Annotated in this window: 19 protein-coding genes; 9 read left to right on the forward strand and 10 right to left on the reverse strand. The window is 60.0% G+C overall.

Going from position 1 to position 23,167, the window contains the following annotated elements; genetic code table 11:
• Positions 1–190: 190 nt before the first annotated feature.
• Positions 191–1,447: a threonine ammonia-lyase gene (gene ilvA, locus CGL56_RS10075; RefSeq protein WP_099106410.1), complete on the reverse strand. Its 1,257-nt coding sequence runs from the start codon at positions 1,445–1,447 to the stop codon at positions 191–193.
• A 182-nt stretch (positions 1,448–1,629) separates the two neighbouring features.
• On the opposite strand from ilvA, the gene rimM reads away from it, so the two are divergent.
• On the forward strand, positions 1,630–2,130 hold the full coding sequence (gene rimM / locus CGL56_RS10080; protein ID WP_099106411.1) for a ribosome maturation factor RimM: 501 nt from the start codon (positions 1,630–1,632) through the stop codon (positions 2,128–2,130).
• Between the two features lie 2 nt (positions 2,131–2,132).
• On the opposite strand, the gene CGL56_RS10085 is transcribed toward rimM, so the two are convergent.
• From CGL56_RS10085 to CGL56_RS10100, 4 genes are all read right to left on the reverse strand, one after another.
• Positions 2,133–3,143: a T9SS type A sorting domain-containing protein gene (locus CGL56_RS10085; RefSeq protein WP_167641557.1), complete on the reverse strand. Its 1,011-nt coding sequence runs from the start codon at positions 3,141–3,143 to the stop codon at positions 2,133–2,135.
• Positions 3,144–3,237: 94 nt separating this feature from the next.
• Positions 3,238–3,843, reverse strand: coding sequence for a riboflavin synthase (locus CGL56_RS10090; protein ID WP_099106413.1), 606 nt, complete (start codon positions 3,841–3,843; stop codon positions 3,238–3,240).
• Between the two features lie 33 nt (positions 3,844–3,876).
• Entirely contained in the window at positions 3,877–6,405 is a 2,529-nt protein-coding gene (locus tag CGL56_RS10095; RefSeq protein ID WP_099106414.1) for a glycoside hydrolase family 31 protein, read from the reverse strand.
• 18 nt (positions 6,406–6,423) lie between these two features.
• Positions 6,424–7,071 carry a DUF547 domain-containing protein gene (locus CGL56_RS10100; RefSeq protein ID WP_167641556.1) on the reverse strand — a complete coding sequence of 216 codons (648 nt, stop codon included), beginning with the start codon at positions 7,069–7,071 and terminating at the stop codon, positions 6,424–6,426.
• A gap of 1,238 nt (positions 7,072–8,309) precedes the next feature.
• Here CGL56_RS10100 and CGL56_RS10105 point away from each other — a divergent pair.
• Entirely contained in the window at positions 8,310–8,822 is a 513-nt protein-coding gene (locus tag CGL56_RS10105; protein ID WP_099106416.1) for an O-acetyl-ADP-ribose deacetylase, read from the forward strand.
• Between the two features lie 16 nt (positions 8,823–8,838).
• Here CGL56_RS10105 and CGL56_RS10110 read toward each other — a convergent pair whose 3' ends face one another.
• Positions 8,839–9,348, reverse strand: coding sequence for a thioredoxin family protein (locus CGL56_RS10110; protein ID WP_099106417.1), 510 nt, complete (start codon positions 9,346–9,348; stop codon positions 8,839–8,841).
• Positions 9,349–9,406: 58 nt separating this feature from the next.
• A complete protein-coding gene (locus tag CGL56_RS10115; protein WP_099106418.1) occupies positions 9,407–10,474 on the reverse strand; it encodes a PorP/SprF family type IX secretion system membrane protein in 1,068 nt (355 codons plus the stop codon).
• 60 nt (positions 10,475–10,534) lie between these two features.
• On the opposite strand from CGL56_RS10115, the gene CGL56_RS10120 reads away from it, so the two are divergent.
• From CGL56_RS10120 to CGL56_RS10130, 3 genes are all read left to right on the forward strand, one after another.
• Positions 10,535–11,398 (forward strand): C40 family peptidase, encoded by an 864-nt coding sequence (locus CGL56_RS10120; RefSeq protein WP_099106419.1) that lies wholly within the window; start codon positions 10,535–10,537, stop codon positions 11,396–11,398.
• A gap of 98 nt (positions 11,399–11,496) precedes the next feature.
• A complete protein-coding gene (locus tag CGL56_RS10125; RefSeq protein ID WP_099106420.1) occupies positions 11,497–13,695 on the forward strand; it encodes a bifunctional alpha,alpha-trehalose-phosphate synthase (UDP-forming)/trehalose-phosphatase in 2,199 nt (732 codons plus the stop codon).
• Complete coding sequence (locus tag CGL56_RS10130; protein WP_099106421.1) at positions 13,692–14,480, forward strand: SDR family NAD(P)-dependent oxidoreductase; 789 nt, start codon at positions 13,692–13,694, stop codon at positions 14,478–14,480. The genes CGL56_RS10125 and CGL56_RS10130 overlap by 4 nt, the downstream gene beginning before the upstream one ends.
• Here the strand turns inward: CGL56_RS10130 and CGL56_RS10135 are convergent, their stop codons facing one another.
• Positions 14,481–15,878, reverse strand: coding sequence for a type III PLP-dependent enzyme domain-containing protein (locus CGL56_RS10135; protein WP_187305579.1), 1,398 nt, complete (start codon positions 15,876–15,878; stop codon positions 14,481–14,483).
• Positions 15,879–15,952: 74 nt separating this feature from the next.
• Between CGL56_RS10135 and CGL56_RS10140 the strand changes: the two genes are divergently transcribed.
• From CGL56_RS10140 to CGL56_RS10155, 4 genes are all read left to right on the forward strand, one after another.
• On the forward strand, positions 15,953–17,734 hold the full coding sequence (locus tag CGL56_RS10140) for an acyl-CoA dehydrogenase (RefSeq protein WP_099106423.1): 1,782 nt from the start codon (positions 15,953–15,955) through the stop codon (positions 17,732–17,734).
• Positions 17,735–17,820: 86 nt separating this feature from the next.
• Entirely contained in the window at positions 17,821–18,318 is a 498-nt protein-coding gene (locus CGL56_RS10145) for a VOC family protein (protein WP_099106424.1), read from the forward strand.
• Positions 18,315–18,737, forward strand: a complete 423-nt coding sequence (locus tag CGL56_RS10150; protein ID WP_099106425.1) for an OsmC family protein — start codon at positions 18,315–18,317, stop codon at positions 18,735–18,737. Before CGL56_RS10145 ends, CGL56_RS10150 begins: the two co-directional genes overlap by 4 nt.
• Before the next feature lie 285 nt (positions 18,738–19,022).
• The gene (locus CGL56_RS10155; RefSeq protein ID WP_099106426.1) at positions 19,023–21,050 is read left to right on the forward strand and encodes a T9SS type A sorting domain-containing protein; all 2,028 of its coding nucleotides are present in this window, start codon (positions 19,023–19,025) and stop codon (positions 21,048–21,050) included.
• A gap of 35 nt (positions 21,051–21,085) precedes the next feature.
• Here the strand turns inward: CGL56_RS10155 and CGL56_RS10160 are convergent, their stop codons facing one another.
• Both CGL56_RS10160 and CGL56_RS10165 read right to left on the reverse strand, forming a co-directional pair.
• Positions 21,086–21,928 carry a S24 family peptidase gene (locus CGL56_RS10160; RefSeq protein ID WP_143470679.1) on the reverse strand — a complete coding sequence of 281 codons (843 nt, stop codon included), beginning with the start codon at positions 21,926–21,928 and terminating at the stop codon, positions 21,086–21,088.
• A 93-nt stretch (positions 21,929–22,021) separates the two neighbouring features.
• Positions 22,022–23,116, reverse strand: coding sequence for an endonuclease/exonuclease/phosphatase family protein (locus CGL56_RS10165; RefSeq protein ID WP_099106427.1), 1,095 nt, complete (start codon positions 23,114–23,116; stop codon positions 22,022–22,024).
• Positions 23,117–23,167 lie beyond the last annotated feature (51 nt).

Raw genomic sequence — 23,167 nt, forward strand, 5'->3', positions numbered from 1 at the left:
AAATTAAGCGCTTGTATGGACTTTCCCATTCGGTCTGCAAACGGTGCTTTTTCCCCCAAACTGCGTTGGTGAAAACGGCTTCGTAACTGGGCTACGATCCGCCTTCACCGCCTTGTTTAGGGTAAAAAATCCCGCGTTTTCGGCCAGAACAGGAAAATCCATACAAACTCTGAACGAAATGTTGGACAACTCAGATCAACATCTCGAACAGGATGGGCTGGTCGTTCAGGTGCTCGTACCGCAGTTTGCGGGCGTCCATGCGGGCGATGAGCTGATTGAAATCATCGCGGCTGCCCAGCTGGATGCCCACCAGGGCGGGGCCCATGGCGCGGTTGTGCTTTTTGGTGTATTCGAAGTGGGTGATGTCGTCCTTGGGGCCGAGTACGTCGAGGAAGTCGCGCAGGGCACCGGAGCGCTGGGGAAACTCCACGATGAAGTAGTGCTTGAGGCCGGCGTACATGAGGGCCCGTTCCTGGATTTCCGGGGTGCGGGTGATGTCGTTGTTGCCGCCGCTGACCACGCAGACGATGTGCTTGCCGCTGAGGTCGCCGAGCTGGTCGAGCACGGCGATGGACATGGCCCCGGCGGGCTCGACCACCAGCCCGTCCTCATTATAGAGGTCGAGCATTACGCCACAGACCTTGCCTTCGTCGACCAGCTCGATCCTGGAGATCGTATCGCGAACGATCGGGAAATTGTGGTCGCCTACCCGCCGGACCGCCGCGCCGTCCACGAAGCTGTCGATGGTATCCAACGTGACTACCTCGCCCGCCCGGATACTGTTAAACATGGCGGGAGCTCCGGAGGGTTCCACCCCGACCAACTCGGTTTTCGGGCTCAACTGGCGGAAAACGCTGCCGATCCCGGCGCTCAGTCCTCCGCCGCCAATGGGCATGACCACCATGTCGATGGGCAGGGTAGTGGCATCCAGGATTTCCAGTCCCACGGTACCCTGTCCGGCAATCGTTTTGGGGTCGTCGAAGGGGTGGACGTAGGTAAGGCCGCGCTCCTTCGCTACCCGCATGGATTCGGAATAGGCGTCGTCGTAGGTATCCCCGATGAGGACTACCTCAACGAAGTCACCTCCGAACAGCCGCACCTTCCTGACCTTCTGGGAGGGGGTGACAACGGGCATGAAAATAACCCCCTTGACCTGCATGGCGTTGCAGGCGAAGGCCAGTCCCTGGGCATGGTTGCCGGCGCTGGCGCAGACCACCCCGCGTTCCCGCTCCTCCTGGCTCAGGGAGGTCATCTTGTTGTAGCTGCCGCGAATCTTGTAGCTCCTGACTTCCTGCAGGTCTTCCCGCTTGAGGTAAATCTCGGCATTGTACAATGCGCTCAGGCGGGTGCTGCGCATCAGCGGCGTTTCCAACGCGACGCCCCGCAGCCGGTGGCGGGCCTTAATGATTTCCTCCACGGAAATGAGCTTTACCTCGCTAGTAGTCATCAGGTAAAGGTAAGGGTCAGCCCCCTACCAAGGGAGTCATCAAGTGTGCAGATTGGGGTGGGTTTTCCGGCGTCCGCCGTGTTTTACAGGGCCGGTTCTGGCCTTCTGCGCCGGTGACGGGTTGACCGGCTTTCCAGACGGAGTGTGGTACCTGCGGCCTCGCCGGCTTACCTTTACGGCCTATGGAATTGGTACAAATCGGAACCACCGGACGGCCCCACGGCGTCCGCGGCGAATTGGGACTTTTCGTGGAGGAGGTCTACGAGGATGACCTGTTGCTGGCCCGCGCCGTGCTGATCGGCGAGCGGCCCGTTCCCTACTTCGTGGAACGCTTCCGGCAGGGCGGCAAGCTCACCGTAAAATTGGAGAAATTCGATACCCGGGAGCAGGTGAACCTGCTGGCCAACCGTCCCCTCTGGTTGCCCGCCGCCGAGGTAAGCGTCATGGCCCCGGAGGAGGGTACGCCCTGGGATGAGGTCATTGGTTACCGCATCCAGGCCGAGGGGTATCCGGAACTGGGCCCCATCGAGGATATCCTGGACCTGCCGGAACATTACCTGGCGGAGATCACCCATAACGAGAAGACCGTCTACATTCCCCTCCACGACGATCTGGTACGTGAGGTGAGGAACGAAGACGGTCTTCTGCTGATGGAGCTGCCCGCGGGGCTGCTGGATTTGTAGGCTTACTGCACCATCACCTTGCCGGATTGGCGACCCGCCGGGCCATCAATATGGTAGAGGTAGAGTCCGGCCGGGAGGTCGCCCACCTGCCATTCAATGCGGGCGGAGGGTCCGGCCGGGGTGTTCAGCCGCGACTGCCGCAGCTGACGACCGGTCAAATCGGTAAGGGTGGCGGCGTAGGTACCGGGCAACTCAGTCCGGAAAGTAACGGCCGCCAGCGAGCTCGCGGGATTGGGACTGACCGAGGCTCCGTAGTCCGCCAGCGGATGGCGGGTAGCGGTGCTCACTTCGGTGTCGATAACCACTACCATGAACATTTCGATATTCAGTCCGCCCCAGTTATCAAAGAGGGTAGCGAAGCCCAGCCCGCCGCCCTGGGTAGGGAAGAATTCGAAGGTGTTGCGGCCGTCGCCACAATCCTGCCGGGTGTGGTAGATGCCCACGTAGCCGTTTTCTGTAGCATTGTACGTATCGCTGAAGTCCACGCCCACGAGGAAGGAATCGCGCTCAACGATCACGGGCTCGGGGAAATCGAAAAAGGTGAACTCGATCTGGGTAGTCGGCAGGGCGATGTTGCGTACCTGGACGGAATCGCTGACCCCCAGAAAATCACCGAAGGAGCTGTCGGGCTGGAGGTCGTCAAAGACCAGGGCCTGGAGGAATGTTTCCTCGATGGTAGTGTCGTAGCCCGCGAAGGCCACCCCGACGGAAGTGATGGCGAAGGGACCGTCGGCGTTGAAGGAGAACCGCTGCAGTTTCACCAGGTCGCCGTAGCCGTTGGATCCGGTCACGAAGCCGTCGATGTCCGTTATTCCGAAAGCCATGGCGCTGCGGGCGCAGGTATCCGAAAGGGCCGCGGGCAGTATGGTATCAATCAGGGCCTTGGCCAGGGCCGAGCGGGGAGCATCGAAGCGCTGGGATGGGGCCTCATGCTGACCGGGGTCGGCGGTTTTCTGCCCGGTGGCCAGGAAGGGCAGGAGAAGAAAAAAGACAAACGGGAGTAGCGTTTTCATCATCGCTTGGGTTTTTGGGATTAAGCGGTTATGCGATAGAAGGTCGGTGCTTTCCGGGGGTTCGTGGGTCCGCCCGCTTACCTTTATCTTTTTATTAAGAGTTGGGGTCTACGACCTTGCGGTAGGCGGCCATTTGCCGGGCAATGTATTTGCCGATGATGTCGAACTCCAAGTTGACCCGGTCGCCAGCCTGTAGCTGCTTGAAGTTGGTGTGCTCGTGGGTGTAGGGGATAATCGCCACCCGGAAGGTATCCTCCGTGGGTTCCACCACAGTCAAGCTGACGCCGTTCACGCAAATGCTTCCCTTGTCCACCAGCAAATCGTCCGTGGCGTAGCGGAAGGTGTAGTACCAGCTGCCGCCACTTTCCTCCACCGCGAGGCATTCCGCCACGGTGTCGACGTGCCCCTGTACAATATGCCCGTCGAGCCTTGCCCCGGCCTGCATGGCCCTTTCCAGGTTGACCGTGCCGCCAACCCGCCATTCTCCCAGGCGGGTGCGGTCGAGCGTCTCCCGAATGGCCGTGACCGTGTGGGCGTTCCCGTCCAGGGCAACGACCGTAAGGCACACCCCGTCGTGGGCGAGGCTCTGGTCGATCTTAAGCTCCGGCCCGAGGTCGCTGCTGACGGTGAAGTGCACATTCTGCCGGTCGTGCTCAATAGCGGTGATGGTCCCGGCGGTTTCAATGATCCCAGTAAACATGATGTCGTAGATAAAGTGAGGGAAAGGGGGAGCCTAGCGCAACACCACTTTCCGGAAGTCAAAGGGTACGGTAAAGTAGGCCGATTGCTGGTGGTAGCGGGGCGCGTCGGTTAGGGCCTTCCCGTCGGCCTCCACCCGGGTGGGGGCGCGGTCAAGACCGACAAGGCGGATGCTGGTCCGGCGGAGGTTGGGCGTGAATTCCCCTTCGGCCGACTGCTCCAGGGTGACCGTACTGCCGTCGTAGTTCACGACGTAGCTGCAGCGCAGGTATTGTTCCTGGCGGTAGCCGTAGCCCTCACCGGCGTCCCAGTAGAGGCTGCCCGAGCCCGTGGCGTCGAGGAAGACGGTCAGGTGCAGGGTTTCGAGGCTGGCGATCTCGGCGGTGGACTGCACCACGTCGAGGGTGGGAACGATGGCCCCGGCCCTTACGAAGATGGGCAGCCGGTCCGGGCGAATACGCACCCTCAACGTCCGCCCACCGGTGAAGGTCTTGCCCGACCAGTAACTGTACCACTGTCCCCGGGGCAGGTAGACGGTCATTGACTTCAGATTGGGGGCGGTGACCGGGCAAACTAGCAAGTCCTCACCGGCCATGAACTGGTCGCCGTATTTAAGGCACTGTTCGTCCGTCTGGTCGTAGAAGAAGAGGTTCCGCAGCACGGGAATACCGGTGGCGATGTGGCGCTCGAAGGCCGTATAGAGGTAGGGCAGCAGCTTGTAGCGAAGTTCAATCGCGCGGCGGTTGTGGGCGGTGTGTTTGCCCCCGTGAACCCAGGGCTCCTGGTCCTGTCGGTTGGTGGCCTCGGCCTCCTGCACCTGGGCGGTTTCCGTCTCGGAGGCCCCGTCGGTGTTGTTGCCCATGCTGTGGATGCGCATCAGGGGGTGGAAGACGGCCAGTTGCAGCCAGCGGGTGAGCAATTCCGGGCTGGGATCGTCCACGAACCCGCCGATGTCGGTCCCCACGAAGCTGTAACCGCTGATGGCCATCCGCAGGCACTGCCGATTGGCCAGTTCCAGATGTTCCCAGCTGGCGATGTTGTCGCCCGTCCAGAGGGAAGCGTAGCGCTGTCCCCCGCTGAAATTGGCGCGGGCGAGCAGGAAGGGGCGCTTTTCGGGCTGCAGTTTGCGCAACCCCTCGTGGGTAGCGCGGGCCATCTGCATGCCATAGATGTTGTGGGCCTTGCGGTGGTCCCCGGTCAGCCCGTCGTAATCGTGGCGGACGTCCGGCGGGAAGGTCAGGGCGTTGACCTTGAACATGGCCGGTTCGTTCATGTCGTTCCAGAAGCCGCTCACCCCCTGGTCGACGTAGAGTTCACGGTAGAGCTGTCCCCACCAATCCCGGACGCGGGGGTTGGTATAGTCCGGCCACACGCACTCCGGCGGCCAGACGGGCCCCACCATCTGCTCGCCGGTGCTGCGGCGGCAGAAGACGTCCTGTTCGGCTCCGGAGGTGTAGACGGGGTAGTCCTCGTCCACCCGGATGCCGGGATCGATCATCACTACGGTATGGAAGCCTGCCTCCCGCAATTCGCTGATCATCCGCTTAGGATTGGGGAAGTGCTTTTTGTCCCAGGTGAAACACCGGTATTCGTCCATATAGTCGATGTCCAGGTAGAGGGCATCGCAGGGGATTTCCTTTTCGCGGAAGGTGGCCGCGACTTCCTTCAACCGGCGTTCGGGGAAGTAGCTCCAGCGGCACTGGTGGTAACCCAGGGCCCAGAGCGGGGGCAACTCCGGCCCGCCCGTCAGGCGGGCGTACCGGCTGGCAACCTGGTCCAGCTGGGGCCCATTGATGAAGTAGTAATCGAACACTCCGCCGTCGGCCCAGAGGGTAGTGAGGCCGTCTTTATTACTGTTGAAGTCGAAATGGGTGCGGTAGGTATTGTCCAGGAAGATGCCATAGGCGTGGCCTTTGCGCAAACCATAATAAAAGGGTACGGTCCGGTACAGGGCGTCCCGCTCGCGGCCGTAGCCAAATGAATCGCTGTTCCAGTTCTCGAAGCAGCGGCCGCTCAGGTCGGTATCCCAGGCCTTGTCGCCGAGGCCGAAAAAACTCTCGCCGGTGGCGGTTTTCAGTTGCAGCCGCATCTGGTCCAGCCCCTTCATCAGGGTGGTGCGGGCGTAAAAGGGGCTGGCGTAGCGGTGTACTTCCACTCCCGTGGCCCGGTCGGTGATCGATACGGCCGCGTCGACCAGATCGACCCTGACCTCCAGGGAGGCGGTCTCAATGAAGTATCCCTCGGCTTCCTGCCGGCAGACGATGTGCGCCGGCTGGGGGCCGAACTCCGGGTCGCGGGCGTAACTGAAGTCGGCTGCTTCCCGCCCGTAGGCCAGGAAAAAGCGAATCATATTGTCGCCCCAAACCTCCACCTGCAGCCGCACGTCCCCTTGGGTGGTGAAGCGGATGCGGTGGTTGCTCTGGCGGTCGACTTCCAGTACCCGGCCCACGGAGTGGGTGTAGAATACGTCTTCGTACCTCAGGGTATTCAGCGTTTTCTCGGAGTGGATGGTGCCGGGTTCGGTTTCGTAGGGCAGCCGGGCCTTTTGCTTGATTTTTGCCATGGGTGCAAGGTACCCTGCTCAGTCGTTCAGTTCCCAGTCGTAGTCCAGAAAGTGTAGCTCCTTCCGGGGGGGAATGTCGATGACCAGGTAGCGGTTCAAAAAGGTTTTGGGGTCGCCGAAATCGTCAGCGTACCAGTCGAACAACGGCGAAACCCGCACGACGGCCTCCTGGGTGACGTTGAATTTTTCGTCGTTGATGAAGCTGCGGGTCCTCTCCTCCAGCATCCGCTCGAGGTTGGCGGGGGTATAGGCCTGGTTCGCGAGGGGCGGACAGCTGAGGGCCGCGCATACCAGGGCAAAGTGAATCCGGGGTTCGCGGAATTCCGGGCGGATGATTTCGTGCTCGATCTGGTTGAGGCTGTAGGCTTTGCCCTCAAGCTTGATAAATTTCCGGTCCCAAGGCTCGTCCAGGTCGCGGATGCTCTTCACCGGCCAGTTGTTCAGGATCAACTGGATGGTAAAAGCATTGTAGGCGTTGATCCAGTAGGCGAGCCGCTCCTCCCGGGTCCACCGGGCGTCGGGGGCATCCTTGGCCAACAGGTCCAGGTAGGTTTCCAGTCGGTCGCGGTGCTCCAACAGGCCCCGGTAATCGACCTTTCCTCCCGCAGAGACGTGCCGCTGCAACAATTCATTCCAGATGGCGTGGCTGGGGGCAAAGGAACTCACGGCTACGGTTTTTGCCTTCGGGGGCGCGGGCGCGGGTGCCGTATTCGTAGGGGGAGGCGGGGCCACTGTCACCTTTTTGGGCGCAGCTGGGGGTGGCGGGGCGGGAGCGGGAGCTGTGAGTGGTTCCTCCCGGGCCACCGTGTCTTCCTCGACATCGGGGGCGGCCTGAACCGCGGCCACCATGGGGGGCGCAGTCGCCTCTCCGGCAGGGGGCTCACCACATCCCAGGAACAACAGACCAGTCAGAAAGCCAAGGAGGAATCGGGGCATAGGCGGAGGGCTCTTTTGGGTAGCAAACAGGCCGTGAGGGCCAAAGTGTTCACCGGTGCCGGGGGGGCAAAAAAAAGACCCGTGCAAATGCACAGGCCTAAAAAAGCTTTCTAACTACCATAATAACAAAAAGTCACGGCGCATAATGCCGTTAAAAAACTTACTTACACATTATCATGATCCAAATGGACCAAATAATAATCTCTTGTCCCGCCCGGACCCTTCAAATCCTGATGACGGAAATAACCGTTTCGTTACATTATCCACCCCTAGAACGACCGGGGTGGGGCCGGCGTGACCCCATTTAAATGGGGTGTCACGAAAAAATGCCCCCACAACATTGTGGGGGCACCAATTACACTTTCTGACTACATTAATAGTGAAATGTCGTGCGGTACCGATGACCGCCAGTAAGTTGGGGTTTGCGATAGGTGCCAAAGGCAATACTCGCTTAGGTAAAATAGGCTTCACTGAGAGACACATAAAACAGGGGAATAATCCCCAATAACTCGTGCGGCAAAGATAGAAGCGTCCGCAGGGCTACCCACCCCACGTTCGTGGGGGTAGAGGTAGTTCCGCAGCATTTCCTTTACCCGGAAACCCTGAGCTCCCCGGGTGCCGCCCGGGCACAAAAAAAAGGTCCGCACGTTGCACCGTACGGACCTAGTTAAGTCTTAAATCGTCTACTGGTAACTAACTGTCCAGTGGGCCATAGGCCCGGAAATACTTCATAGGGAAACGGCGCAGGAGGTTAAATAAAACTTCCTACTCCCGTGAGTTAATAGGTTTATAAATGAGAGAACAAACTGGGGAAGGATCAATTCCTTCCGTTATGCTACAAATGTAGACAAACTTTTCCATATATGACCCCATAAGGATGGGGTTTGTCCCGTTTTTTATAAAAATTTTCCGAAAAAATCGAACATCAGCGGAAAACCTAATTTTCCCTCCCCGAGTCAAGCCGCCGTATGAAACTGTCCGTTGTCCAGGGTGACATCACCCGCCTACCCGCCGATGCCATCGTCAATGCCGCCAACGAATCGCTGTTGGGCGGGGGTGGGGTGGACGGGGCCATCCACCGGGCGGGAGGACCCGAAATTCTGGCCGAGTGCCGGGAAATCCGGGCCCGTCAGGGTGGATGCCCGACGGGAGAGGCCGTTGTGACCACCGGGGGGCAATTGCCGGCCCGTCACGTAATCCATACCGTGGGACCGGTATGGGCGGGGGGAGCATCCGGGGAAGCCGAATTGCTGGCGGCCTGCTACCACAACAGCCTTGACCGGGCGGAGGAACTGGGCGCTCGCCAGGTCGCCTTTCCCAACATCAGCACCGGGGTGTACGGCTATCCCAAGGACCGGGCTGCAGCCATCGCCGTATCAACGGTAAAAGCCTACCCCGCCCGTCAGGTGGAGGAAGTGGTGTTCGTCTGCTTCGACGCGGAGAATTTCCGGCTGTACCAGGACCTACTGGCTGCCGACTGAAGCGGCCAGCCAGACGCTATTTTTTGGCCTGGGACTTCACGTAGTCGGCGTAACTCTGCCGCTTGAAGTGATCGCCCCCAACGTAAGTGAGCTCTTGCAGCAGGGCTTCGGCCTCCTTAAAACCCGGGGCGATGGTAATGCGCTTTTGTTCCTTGTCCAGATAGACGATGCTGGGGTAGCTCATCCGGCCATCCAGCAGGGCTACTGCGAGGGTATGCACGCCGCGGCGGCTGAGGGTAGGGTCGTAGGTGAACTCGTGGCCGTCAAATTGAATGGGCTCCCGCTGCTCGGCGTTCAGCTTTACGGCGTAAAAGTGTTCGTTCACGTACTCCGTGACGGCGGGGTCCACGAAGGAAGTCTTATCCATCCGCTTGCACCACCCGCACCAGTCGGTATATACATCCACCATCATCTTGCGGGGTTCGCTGGCGTTGCGTGCTACGGCCTCTTCCCAGCTGAGCCATTCGATCTGTGCCGAAAGGGATGCCGAAAGGAAAAGAAGCAAGAGGGGGAAAAGGAACTTCATAAGCAGATTGTCTGAGAGGGTATAAGCGGTACCACCCCACCTTTAGTATCCACCCCGCTTAGAATTTGGGACAGGGCACCGCGGCGTCATCTTCCGACAGGCCGGTGAAAGTGGCACTCAGTTCAAACGCGGAACGGTTGCGGCGGGTTGTCGTCAGGTCGCCCAGGCTGACGTCGTAGCTCAGACCGAAGAGGAAATCGGCGACCTCCAGTCCCACGAAGCCAATCGCGCTTTCGGGACCAAAACCGTCGATGCTGCGGGCTCCGCGCAGGTGGGCGCCCAGGTGCAGTCCGGTGCCGTTGCTGTCGTCGAGCAGGAGCCGCAGGCTGCTACCCATCAATAACATGGCATGAGGCCCCTGGGTGACGAAATAGCCCCGGGGTGAAAGCTGGGCCGTGAGCGAGAGCGGGATACGGAAATTGACGTAGGCCCCGTAGCGGCTGTAGAGGGTATTGGTAACCTCGATGTCCTCACCCGCCGTGGCCGTAGCGTAGAAGCTCTGTTCCGGCTGGCTGAGGTGGTGCAGGCTGACGCCGGCGAAAACCGCGGTGCGACTCTGGGGCGTACGGCTGTAGTTCAGGCCGATCTGGTAATCACCAAAGGAGACGCTGTTTTCCGGCAGAATTTCTCCGCCCGCTCCGTCGAGGTAGCCATCGATCCCGTTAAACTCGTCTTCGAAAGTCAGATCGCCGTAGCCGATGGTCCGTTGTACTACCCCCACCTGGGCGCCGGCGCTGAGGGTTTCAAAGCCGCGGGCGTCGAGCCGTTTGTGGTAGGCCCCGCCGATCATCACCTGGTTCTGGGCGTAGCCGGCCTCGGCCATCCGGTCGTTGACGAAGAGAACCCCGGCGCCGAAACCGTCGCTGCCCCGCCGCTTCGGATCGAAGTCGTAGTGGAAATCTGCCGCGAAGCTGGAAGTGCTGAAGGGCGACTGCATCACCTCCCCCCACTGGCTGCGGTGGTTGATCGCCACCCGGTAGCGACCGGGAAACAGGCCGGTGAGGGCCGGACTCAGCGTGAGCGGGGAGGCGAAAGTCTGGGAAAACAGGGCATCCTGGGATGACGCCCTGCCCGGGGCGAACGCCAGAATGAAGCAGATAACAACCGTCGCCAGGCTTAATTTCATGTCCCAAAGGTAAGCAGCCGCCGTGGGTTGCCCGGGGCTTTTGACCTATCTTGCCGGCCGATGCAGATCACCTACGCCACCGGAAAGTACACCGCTGCCACCCTCCACAAACGGCCCCACCCGGGCGCGCCGTTGCTCAGTCAGTTATTGTTGGGAGAGGCCGTAGCGGTGGTGGAGCAAAAGGACCGTTACAGCCGGGTGCTTCTCCCCGACGATGAGCTGGAGGGCTACGTGCTGACGGACCAACTGGTGAGCGTGGAAGAAGACGTCTACCGGCGGCAGCTGGAACAGCCGGCCTTCGCTCTCGAACTATTCTGTCCCATCTTCAGTGACGGATTCGGCATGCCGGTCACCTTCGGTGCCCGCCTGCCGGGCTACGACGGCATCCAGCTGCAGCACGCCGGTCAGCGCTTCCGCTATTCCGGGCAGGCGCTCCTGAGTGAGAACCTCACCGCCGACGCCGACGTGATGCTGCGGATGGCCCGCAAGTGGCTCTTTACGCCGGAGCTGAAGGGTGGCCGTACCCCCACTGGCGTGGGCGCCGCGGAACTGATCCAGCTGGTCTGCCGCCTGGTGGGCGTACAGTTGCCGCGCACCATTCCGGAAATGAGCCGCCTGGGCCGCTCGGTGGATTTCGTGGTGCAGTGCCAGCCGGCCGACCTGGCCTTTTTCGACGATGGCCGGGGGAGGGTAGACCACGTCGGGCTTATCCTGCCCGACAGCCAGGTGCTCCACGTTTGTGGCCGGGTGAGGGTGGATCCCCTGGACCACTACGGTATTTTCGACCGGGAAAGCCGCCGCTACAGCCATCGCCTGCGCATCGTGCGCCGCTTTTTGCCCGACGCTACCCCGGCCGTACCCGTACGCCTGGAAACCCGGCCCGTGGAGGTTCCGGCCGAGCGCCAGCAAATACTGATTTTTTAAGTACCTTCCTCGCACCTGCGTCCGCGCCCGCTGTACTATTTTGGTAAAGGCAACCGCCTTGCAACCATCAACCCTTTCTAGCTAACACTACCCAGCATATGTCAAGACTTGTCATCATATCAAACCGCCTCCCCATCACCGTAAACCGTATGGATGGGGAGTTGCACTACCACCCCAGCGCCGGCGGACTGGCCACGGGGCTGAATTCCCTTGATGACAGCTACAATAAAATATGGATCGGCTGGCCCGGTGAGGACATTGCCAACGAATGGGAACGGGAGGCCATCCGCAGCGACCTGATGAAGCGCAGCCTGGTGCCGGTATTCCTGACCGAGCGGGAAATCGACCTCTACTACGAGGGATTCAGCAACAAGACGATCTGGCCCCACTTCCATTACTTCACGGAGTATACCGTATACAACGATGAAATGTGGCAGGCCTACCAGGAGGTCAACTTCAAGTTCTTCCAGGCCATAGAGGATATTCTGCGGGAAGACGACATGGTTTGGGTGCACGATTATCAGCTGATGCTGCTGCCGGCCATGATCCGGGAAAAGTTCCCGAAGATCAGCATGGGCTTTTTCCTCCACATTCCCTTCCCGAGCTACGAAGTGTTCCGGATCCTGCCGTGGCGCAAGGAGATCCTGGACGGTATCCTGGGCAGCGACCAGGTGGGCTTCCACACCTTCGGCTATATGCGGCACTTCCTCTCGGCGGCCTACCGCATCACCGGCTACGAGCACGAATTCGGTCGGCTGACCATCGGCGACCGCCAGGTGAACGTCGACGTATTTCCCATGGGCATCGAGTACGACAAATACGCCCACCCTAACGTCGACGCCCAGACCGACCAGAGCAGCGGAGAAATCCGCAAGCTGCACGCCAGCCGGAAGATCATCCTCAGCGTGGACCGACTGGATTACACCAAGGGTATCCCCCACCGCATCCGGGCCTTCGGACAGTTCATCCGCAACAACCCTGAATACATCGGCAAGGTGAACCTGATCATGATCGTGGTGCCGAGCCGGGCCAATGTCGACCAGTACCAGAGCCTGAAAACGGAGGTGGACATCCTGGTCAGCCAGGTTAACAGCGAATACGGCACCTTCGACTGGATGCCCATCCACTACTACTACCGCTCGCTGAATTTCGCGGCCCTGACCACCCTGTACAAGGAGGCGGACATCGCCCTGATCACCCCCCTGCGCGACGGGATGAACCTGGTGGCCAAGGAATACATCGCCGCCAAGGACGACTCCAAGCGCGGGGTGCTGATCCTGAGCGAGATGGCCGGCGCGGTGTACGAACTCAACGACGGCGCCATCACCGTCAACCCCCAGAGCGCCAAGGAAATCGAGGCGGCCCTCATCGAAGCCCTCGAAATGGACGTCGACGAGCAGCATAAGCGCATGGAGGAAATGCAGGAAAAACTGAAGCAGTACGACGTCAAGCACTGGGCGGCCACCTTCATCCGCGAACAACAAAAACTAAAAGAGAAGAATAAAATGCACCACACCACTCACCTGAGCGCCGAGGCCCTGAAGGTTGTCGCCGAAAGCTACGAGCAGGCCGCCCACCGCCTGCTGTTCATCGATTACGACGGCACCCTCATGTCCTTCGACCCCGATCCCCAGGCCGTGAAGCCGGACCAGGAGGTGCTTGATGTCCTCGTCAAGCTTGCATCCGATCCTAAAAACACCGTCGTCATCAACAGTGGCCGCGACCGCACCACCCTGGAAAAGTGGCTCGGCCACCTGGACGTGGAAATGGCCGCCGAGCATGGCGTATGGATGAAGGAAAACAAAAAGTGGCAGCTGAATTCCAACGTCGTCGACGGCTGGAAACCCAAGGTGCGTGAACTGCTCGAGAACCTCGTTTCCCGTACCCCCGGCTCCTTCATCGAGGAGAAAGACTACAGCCTGGCCTGGCACTACCGCAACATCGACCGTGACCTCGGCAACAAGCGGGTCCGGGAATTCCGCGACATGCTCACCTACCTGATCCAGAACCAGGACCTGCAGGTGCTGGAAGGCAACAAGGTGGTCGAAATCAAGAACTCCGGCGTGAACAAGGGCAAGGCCACCCAGCACTGGGTCAACAAGCAGAAGTGGGACTTCGTACTGGGCATCGGCGACGACAGCACCGACGAGGACATCTTCCGCGCCCTGCCCGACTGGGGCGTCAGCATCAAGGTGGGCCCCGGTCGTACCGCGGCCCGCTACAGCCTGACCGGCGTAAGTGAAGTACGCCGCTTCTTCACCCAACTGGGACAGATCGCCGAGGAGGCCAAGGCATGACCGACCTCGGCCTGGTAACCGGCGCCAGTTCCGGCATCGGCCGCGCCCTGGCCCACGAACACGCCCGGCGGGGCCGCGACCTCCTGGTCGTGGCCCGCCGGCAATCGGAACTCGACGACCTGGCCGCAGAACTGCGCACCAGCTACGGCGTAAGCGTATCCGTCTTCCCCCGCGACCTGACCGAGGCCGGATCCCGGCGGGCACTGGCCGACTACGTGGCGGAACACGGGCTCACCGTCGACTACCTCTTCAACAACGCGGGCTTCGGCCGGACAGGCGACTTCGCCGGTCAGGACTGGAGCCGCTTGTCCGAAATGATCGAACTCAACGTGGTGGCCGTTACTGAATTGATGCACCTCTTTCTGCCGGGCATGATCGCGCGGGGGCGCGGCCGCATCCTAAATACCTCCAGCACCGCCGCCTTCATGCCGGGGCCCGGACAAGCCGTCTACTTCGCTACCAAGGCCTTCGTCAATTCGGTCAGCAAGGCCGTGGCAGCGGAGGTCTCCGGCACCGGCGTCACCGTCACCGCCCTCTGTCCGGGGGCCGTGGACACCGGCTTCGCCGATACCGCGGACATGGCCGACAGCCTGCTGTTCAAATCGGCAGGATCCGCCGCATCCACCGCCCGGCAGGGCTATACAGCCATGGAGGCCGGACGCCTGGAGGTGATAACCGAAGTAGGAATGGGCCTGATGATCAAGGGATTGCTCCCTTTCACCCCGGAACGGCTGTCCATGGAAATCATCCGGAAATTGCAGTCCCCGCGCGGCGGGGCAGAATAGCTAGTACCCCAGGATCTGAAGCATGCTCTCGGCCGACTGCTTGCCGGCCAGTACGCGGTCGGTGAGGTTGCCCTCCTCGTCGATGTCGATGATGATGTGCTGGGGGCTCGGAATCATGCAGTGCTTGATGCCGCCGTAGCCGCTGATGCTGTCCTGGTAGGCTCCAGTGTGGAAGAAACCGAGGTAGAGTGGCTCCTCGTCGCCGTCGCGGTCGACGGGCATGTACACCTGGCTTTCGTGGATCTCCGAGTTGTAGTAGTCGGAGTTGTCGCAACTTAACCCACCAATGTTTACCCGGCGGTAATCGCGGTCCCACTTGTTAATGGGCAGCAGGATAAAGCGCTCACCGATGCCCCAGGCATCGGGCAGGGTAGTCATGAGGGAGTTGTCGATCATGTACCACATCTCGCTGTCGTTCTGCTGCTTGCGGGCCAGGACGCTGAAGATGGTGGCCCCGCTTTCCCCGACGGTGTACTTACCGAATTCGGTGAAGATGTCGGGTTCGGGCACACCGTCCTCTTCGCAGGCGTCGAGGATGTTCTTCACGATCTCCCGCACCATGTACTTGTAGTCGAACTCGAAGCCGAGGCTGTTGCGGATCGGCATGCCGCCGCCGATGTTAAGGGCGTGAAGGTTTTCGCTTTCTTTCTTCAGCTCTCCGTAGAGGCGGACGGCCTTTTTCAGCTCGCCCCAGTAGTAGAGGGTGTCCTTGATGCCGGTGTCGACGAAGAAGTGGAGCATGTGGAGCTCCAGTTTCTCGCTGTTCTTGATGCGGTCGCGGAACAGCGGCAGCACGTCGCCGTAGCGCAGGCCGAGGCGGCTGGTGTAGAATTCGAAGTTGGGCTCCTCCTCGGTGGCCATGCGGATGCCTATCTTGGCTACGCCCTGAACGTGGGCCTCGTAGTAATCGAGCTCGTGGCTGTTGTCGACCACCGCGATGACGTTTTCGAAGCCGTCGTTCATCAGCCCCACGATGCCGGCCAGGTAGTTCTCCGGCTTGAAGCCGTTGCAGACGATCTGGATCTTCTTGTCGAGTTTCTTGCGGGCGTACAGGCGGCGGATGAGGTCGACGTCGTAGGCCGAGCTGATCTCCAGCTGCACGTCGTGGTCCAGCGCCTCCTCCACCACGTGGGCGAAGTGACTGCTCTTGGTGCAGTAGCAGTACTGGTACTGACCGGCGTAGCCCTGGGCGCGCATCGCGCGGCGGAACAGGTTCCGCGCCTCCTTGATCTTGCGGCCGATACTCGGCAGATAGGTAAGCTTCAGCGGCGTACCGTACTTGCGGATCAGGTGGATGAGGGGGATACGGTTGAAGGTGAGGTACCCGTTTTCCATGTCAAATCCTTCCTGGGGAAAGTAGAAGGTCTGGTCAATCAGGTCGAAGTACTTGTTTGCCACGCGCGGTTCGTTTGGGGCGGCAAAGATACACAGGTGGCGCGGACGCGGGTGCAATGAATTCATATCTTTACCGTATGCAGTACATTTCCCTCCGTAACCTCCGGTTTATCCTCCACGAAGTGCTCGATCTGGAGGCAATCCGCCGCGGCGATCGGTTCGGCGATTTCGACCGGGAAGCCATCGATTTCAGTCTGGACGCCGCCGGGCAACTGGCCGACCAGTACCTCCACCCGGTGTACACGCGGATGGACCGCGACAAGGCCTACTTTGCCGACGGAAAGGTGCACGTGCTGCCCGAGGTGGGGGAGGGACTGCGGGCCATGGGCGGCAGCGGCTGGCTCAGCGCCGCCTGGGATGAGGCGTACGAGGGTCAGCGCATGCCACTCACGGTGCTGAACGCCGGCACCCTGGTCTTCCAGTCGGCCAACGGTAACCTGGCCGCCTACGGCCTGCTGACCAAGGGAGCGGCCAATCTGATCCTGGAATTCGGTACCCAGGAACTCAAGGACACCTACCTGGCCAAGATGGCCGCCGGAGATTGGCAGGGCACCATGGCCCTCACCGAACCCCAGGCGGGCAGCTCGCTGAGCGACATCACCTCCTACTACGAGGAACAGGAAGACGGGAGCTACCACATCTACGGACAAAAGATCTACATCAGTGGCGGCGACCATACCGAAGCGGAGAATGTCATACACCTGATGCTGGCCCGCAAGAAGGACGGCCCGAAAGGGGTGAAGGGCGTCAGCCTGTTCGTAGTACCCAAATACCTGCCCGGCCCCGATGGTGGCCTCATCGACAACCACGTCACCACGGCCGGCATCTACGGCAAGATGGGGCAGAAAGGCTACGTGGCGGCCCACCTCATGTTCGGAGAGCAAGGTACCACCCGGGGATTCCTGGTTGGAGAGGAGCTGCGCGGCCTGAACCATATGTTCCTGATGATGAACGAGGCCCGGATCGGGACGGGCATCATGGCCACCGGGGCGGCCTCCGCGGCTTACTACGCCAGCCTCAAATACGCCCGCGAACGCTCACAGGGCCGCCACCCCGGCAACAAGGACGTCAACGCTCCCCAGGTGCCCATCATCGAACACGCCGACGTGCGCCGCATGCTGCTGTTCCAGAAGGCGGTGGTCGAGGGCAGTATTGCCCTCCTGCTGCAGTGTAGCCTGTACCAGGACCTCCACACCGCCCGGGGCGACGACCGCAGCCACCTGCTGCTGGAGTTGCTGACCCCGATCGCCAAAAGCTTTCCCAGCGAGTACGGCAACGAATCGGTAAGTCTGGCCATGCAGGTCATGGGGGGAGCCGGGTACACCGACGACCACCCGGTGGAACAGCTCTTCCGCGACATCCGCGTGAACTCCATTTACGAGGGTACCACCACCATCCACGGCCTCGACCTCCTGGGCCGCAAGGTGATGATGGAGAACGGCAAGGCGGTGGTGTACCTCGCCGAGGAAATCCAGTCGGAAATCACCGGCGCAACCGGTCAGACCGCTGCCCTGGGGGCGGCGCTCGGGAAGGGGCTGGAAGAAATGCAACAGGTCCTCCAGCACCTCATGCAGCTGGCCCGGAAGGAGGATCCCCGCGTGTTCCTGGCCGACGCCACCATCTTTCTGGAGTATTTCGGGCTCCACGTCATCGGCTGGATGTGGCTCCGGCAGGCCAACGCCGCCGAACGCACCCTCGATGCCGGCGAAAACCAGGCTGAGCAAAATTTCTACCGCTCGAAGCTGCAAACCGCCCGCTATTTTTTCAGCTACGTCTTTACCCGCACCGCGGGCTTGCGGCGGACCCTGCTGGCAGCGAACCGCATTACCCTCGATACCGATCCTGAACTGCTGATGTAGTCCGGTAAGGACAATCGATTTTTCCGCTGCCTTTCTGCGGACCAATTGCTCGGCGGAGGGCTATCTTACCCCGAAACTAAAGTCACATGCGCTACCTGTTCCTCCTGGCCACCTGCTGGGTCGCCTTCTCCTGTTCCCCCAAAATGACACCCTTCGGTACCGAGAACGGTCCTTTCCGGGCGAGCTTCGACCATTACGCGATAAACGTCGATGACCTCCAGCAGAGCGCTGACTTTTACCAGCGGGTATTTGCCCTGGACACCGTCTTCAACGGTACCGGAAACGACCGGCGGGTATGGTTCTCCCTCGGGGAGGGAATGGCACTCCACATCATCGAAACCGATACCGTCGATGTGAAGACCACCAAAGGCGTACACCTCTGCATCGCCATGGCCGACTTCGATGCCTTCGTAGCCCACCTCCGGAAGATCAACGTCCCCTTTGAGACCTGGCGCGGCGAACCCATGCAGAGCAATACGCGCCCCGACGGCGTACAGCAGGTATATATCCAGGATCCCGACGGCTACTGGATCGAAGTAAACGACAACCGCAAGATGTGGGAAACCAACCGCGCCAAGAAATGAAAGTAGAACTTAACCGAATTGACAACGCCTTTCTCTTTGAAACCTCCAACGACGAGGGCCTGACCGTCATCACCGACGGCAGCCCCGACATTGGCGGACAGGGCAAGGGCATGCGGCCCATGCAGCTCGTACTGTCGGCCGTAGCCAGCTGCTCAAGCATCGACATCGTCCTGCTGCTGAAAAAGCAGCGGCAGGACCTGCACGACATCAAGGTGTCCGTAGAAGGCCAACGCGTGGACACCGAGCCCCGGGTCTTCACCGACATCCACGTGCACTATCACCTGTACGGCAACCTGGAAGAAAAGAAGGTCGAACGCGCCTGTCGGCTTAGCATGGAAAAACTTTGCAGCGTATCCCTCATGCTGAAGGCGGGGGGCATAAACATCACTTGGGAGCACTCCATCCACAAAGTGGAGTAATCTGATTTATCTGTTGTAACGGATAAATGCGATATTAAATTTGGGGAACTGCATATTATGGGGTGTGGTTCGGACATTTATATGGTGTATCCTGCGCAAACGGGATTTGAGCGTGTCGTGTAACCGGGCGATAATGTCCGGCCCGGTCACGACTATCGCCTAGCTGTCCGACGGACGGTACTGACCCTACGCGCGTATTCTTCATCAGGCCCTCGCACCGCTTGATTCGAGGTCGCCTGTAAAGCTATCACACCTTTATTCATGACTGTTCTACCCGGAATTCCGATGCGTCGGAACACACTCCTCGCATGCCTTTTCCTATCCCTTTATGCAACCATCCCCTTTCTGGCCGGTGCCCAGACTTACACGGGAGACGTCCTGCTAACCACCCAGACTGAAGTGGATGCCTTTGACAGCGGCGGTACTCCCTATACCGAAGTCGCAGGCAGCTTGACCATACAGGCTACCGGCACCATTACCGACCTGTCCAATCTTTCGGCGCTCACTACGGTAACGGGCAGCCTGAGCCTGACCGATTGGGGCGCCGATGATACCGCGGGTGCCGGAAATCCCCTGGGGGGCCTTACCTCACTGACTTCCGTCGGAAACCTCCAGATCGGATCCGGCGACCCCGCCACCGTGACGGGTTTACAATCGGTAAGCCTCCCGGCCCTGACCACGGTTAGCGGCAACCTCCTCATGCAGCAGGTGCCCAACCTGGCCACCGCCAGCTTCCCGGCGCTGACCCAAACGGGTGGCGACTTCAACCTCACCCACCTGCCCCAACTGGATTATTTCGACGGACCGCTACTCGCTACCATCGGCGGGCAAATGCGGCTCAACGAACTCGACGACCTCGTCAACCTGGACAACCTGCCGGCCGTAGCCTCCATCGGTTCCAGCCTCATCATCCGCGGCAACGACAACCTCACCACCCTCGACGGACTCTCCGCCGGCGTGAGCGGCGGCGCCAACTTCACCCTGACGGAATTGGTGGTGGAGTTCAATCAAGTACTTACGAGTATTGCCGGAATTTCAGCTACCATATCGGATGTCCTGACGATAACTGATAATAGTACTCTTTCAAATGTTGGGAGAGATCTTACGCTGGTCACTGGTATGAATTCAATAACTATCAATGACAATGCGTCCCTAACGAACATCTCGCGGATATTTGATGGAACGGGAGCAATCGAGGTTGCAGATATCAGTATTGCCGGAAACAACAAACTGCGCATTACAGGCGGTCAAGAATTAAATGTGACGAACTCTCTGGTTTACTCCAATAATCCCCAAGTGAGTTTACTGCTGAACTTTGAAGGGACAACCGCCTTAGCTAGCGCCCTTCAAATCGTCGGGAATAGCAGCCTCACCGAAACCCACCCCTTAAGAAACCTAACCACCGTGACTGGCGGTGTCACCATACAGAACAACGACGCCCTCACCCCAACTTCCGCCATCGTGGACACCCAGCCGGTGAGTGGATTGACGGGTTTCCAAAGCCTGGAGCGGGCGGCATTTTTGACCTTCGACGGCAACGACGGGATGGACAACCTGGATGATTTCGCCTCACTGGTGGTGCTGGACAATGCCCTGCAGATCACCAACAACGGCGTACTGGGCGATTGCTGCCAGCTGCCCTGCCAGGTAGCGGTGGATGGAGCCGCTTTCGACACCTACAATCCGGCCGTAGCGGTAAGCAGCAACAGCGGGAACTGCGCCGACAAGGCGGCTATTCGCAACAATTGCGTAAGCGCCGGCTGCGCGGCCGCGGCACCGGTACGTTGGGCAGACTTCCGGCTGGAGGAAACGCCCCGTGGGGTTCAGCTGAACTGGACCACCACCACCGAAACCAACAATGCCTATTTCACCGTCGAGCGGTCGGCGGACGGTAATACCTTCAGTGCGATCGGCGCAGTAGCGGGGGCAGGGACGACCCGCAGCCCACGCAATTACGCCTTCATTGATGAGCGTCCGTTGCCTGGCCGCCAGTTCTACCGCCTGCGGCAGGTGGACGCGGACGGGACTTTTGAGTATTCTCCAGTGCGCTCCATCCTTGCCGAAGCGGGTAGGGGAGCGGTAAAGGTTTTTCCCAATCCCGTGGCCCGCGGAAGCGTGGTCAGCGGAGCAGTTGACTCCGGACAATGCCGGTCGCTGAATGTTTACTCGGGCAGGGGGCGCCTGGTCCGCAGGGTGACGGTGTCGCCTTCCGGGAACTGGCGGCTGCAGACCGGTGAATTGCCCGCGGGGCTGTACACCCTCCGGCTGGCGGGAGCCGACGCTGCGGATTGGACCCGGCTCTTGGTCCGGTAGTTCTGGCACCCGCGTCCGCGCCCGCTGGGTTGCGATCAGCCCCTGTTCTGTCCGCTGAGTGCCTTCTCCACGGAGACGCCCAGGCGGTCGATGAGCTTGCCCTGCTGGGCGATGGTGGCCTTCAGCTCCACCATTTCCTGGTGGACGTACCGCTGGATGTTCTGGGGGGAGGGCAGGAAGGGGGTGATCCGGGCCCGGACGTACCAGATTTCCCGCAGGTCGGCCAGGGGGATGCGGTAGGTTTCGTAGAAGGAGTTGTCGGAGATGACCTCCAGTTCCTTGCTGCTGCCGAGGTAGTTGCGTACGCGCTTGACCACTACGTCGCTGCGGGTGACGATCACGTAGGCGTAGTTGTCCTTGATGCCGCTTTCCCAGAGAGTGGGTTCCAGAAAGGCGCACACCACCTTGTCGCCTTCGAAGAGGGTGGGCTCCATGCTGTTGCCCGGTACGTCGAAGCTGCGGTGGGTACCCACCTTGTACTTGTAGTCGGGCAGGCTGTAGGTAGGCAGGCTCTCCACGAAGGAGGGGTCACTGAGTTCCCCGGCGTAGACCGACTGGGCGGGCAGGGGCACGTGGACGATCAACTCGTCGGCGTCCGGAGTGGTGATGGTGGTCAGCACCCGGAAGTTCTGGTTGCTCTCCTCGGTCATGAACATCGGACCATCACCGGTGAATAGGTAGACCGGATTGAGCTTGTACTTGTTGATGGCCTGCCGCAGCAGTTCGATGGTTACGTCGCGCCTTCCCTTGAGGATCTCACTCAGCGACTGGGGCAGATAGTCCAGCGAAAGGGCAAAGGCCCGGCTGGAGCGGATGCGTTTCTCGGCTTTGAGCTTATCGTGACACTTGATAAAGCGCTGAGAAACAACATTTTTCATAGAGCAATTGGTTTAGGGCGGGGTCAAAGATACTTCAAGACGGCATAGCTCACGCAGTGACGTTAAGAAATAATGACACTTTTTTGCGAATAATTATTCCTTGAGAATGGCGTCGTCCTCCTGCCGTTTGCCCTTCTCAATGGTTTCCTTGGCTTCTTCCAGGTCGTCCCCTTCCGGCGTTTCTCCCTGGTTTTCGTCCTGCTGGGGTTCGTAGCTGAGCTTGATCAGTACGGGGAAATGATCGGAGCCCACGTAGGGCAGCCGTTGCAGATCGATGACTGTGAGGTCACTGCTGTGGAACACGTGGTCGAGCGGCCAGCGTAGCAGCCGGTGTTCGGCGTGAAAGGTAGAGAAAAGTCCCCGACCGCGGCGGGGGTCGAGTAGTCCGCTCAGCCGCTGGAAGAGACGGGAGGAGTGGGACCAGGCCACGTCGTTCATGTCGCCGGCCACGACGACCGTGCGGTTTGGCTTTTCCTTTATCTCCAGTCCTACGAGCGAGAGCTCCGCGTCGCGGCCGGTACTGGCGTAGGCCTCCGTGGGGCTGGGGGGCATGGGATGAAGGAAATAGAGGTCGACCCTTCGTCCGTTCTCCAGCACGATGGCCGTTTCAATACTGGGAATGTCATCCTTGATACGGTACTTGACCTGGGGGTCGATTAGTTCGATCTTGCTCCACAGGTGCATACCGTAAAGGTTTTCGAGGGGAACCATGACCCGGTGGGGGTAGGTGTCACCCAGTCCTTCCAGCAGCTTTTCCTCCCACCATTTATTGGTTTCCACCGTCAGCAGGATATCTGGATCCGCATCTTGCACCATGCTAATCACCAAGTCGGTGCGGGTGTTGGTCTGCAACACGTTGCTCATTAACAGGCTAAGGTGGCCTTCCGGTTTGTCGAGAATCTGAGCGTCTAGGGCATCCTTATTATGAAGAGAGGTGTAGGGGTAGATCCGGTAGGCCTGGTATAAAGCGGCCACCACCAGGATTACACTAATTGCAACATTCAAGGTGGTGTTCTGCGGATTAGAGAGTACCCAGCAGATCGCGGCCAGAAAGAGGATGAAGATCAGTTGCTGCCGTGGGTAGTCGAAGCCCCGGATCCACCAGTCGTCGTATTTAAGAAAGGGTAGCAGGGTGCCCAGCACGCCGATGGTTCCGAGTACATAAGCCAAGATGCGCAGTGCTATCACTTCCAGTAAGGTTTGGTTTAGAAGATACCTTCATGTAACAATGTTCACACC

Source organism: Neolewinella marina (assembly GCF_002631205.1).
GTDB classification, from domain to species: domain Bacteria; phylum Bacteroidota; class Bacteroidia; order Chitinophagales; family Saprospiraceae; genus Neolewinella; species Neolewinella marina.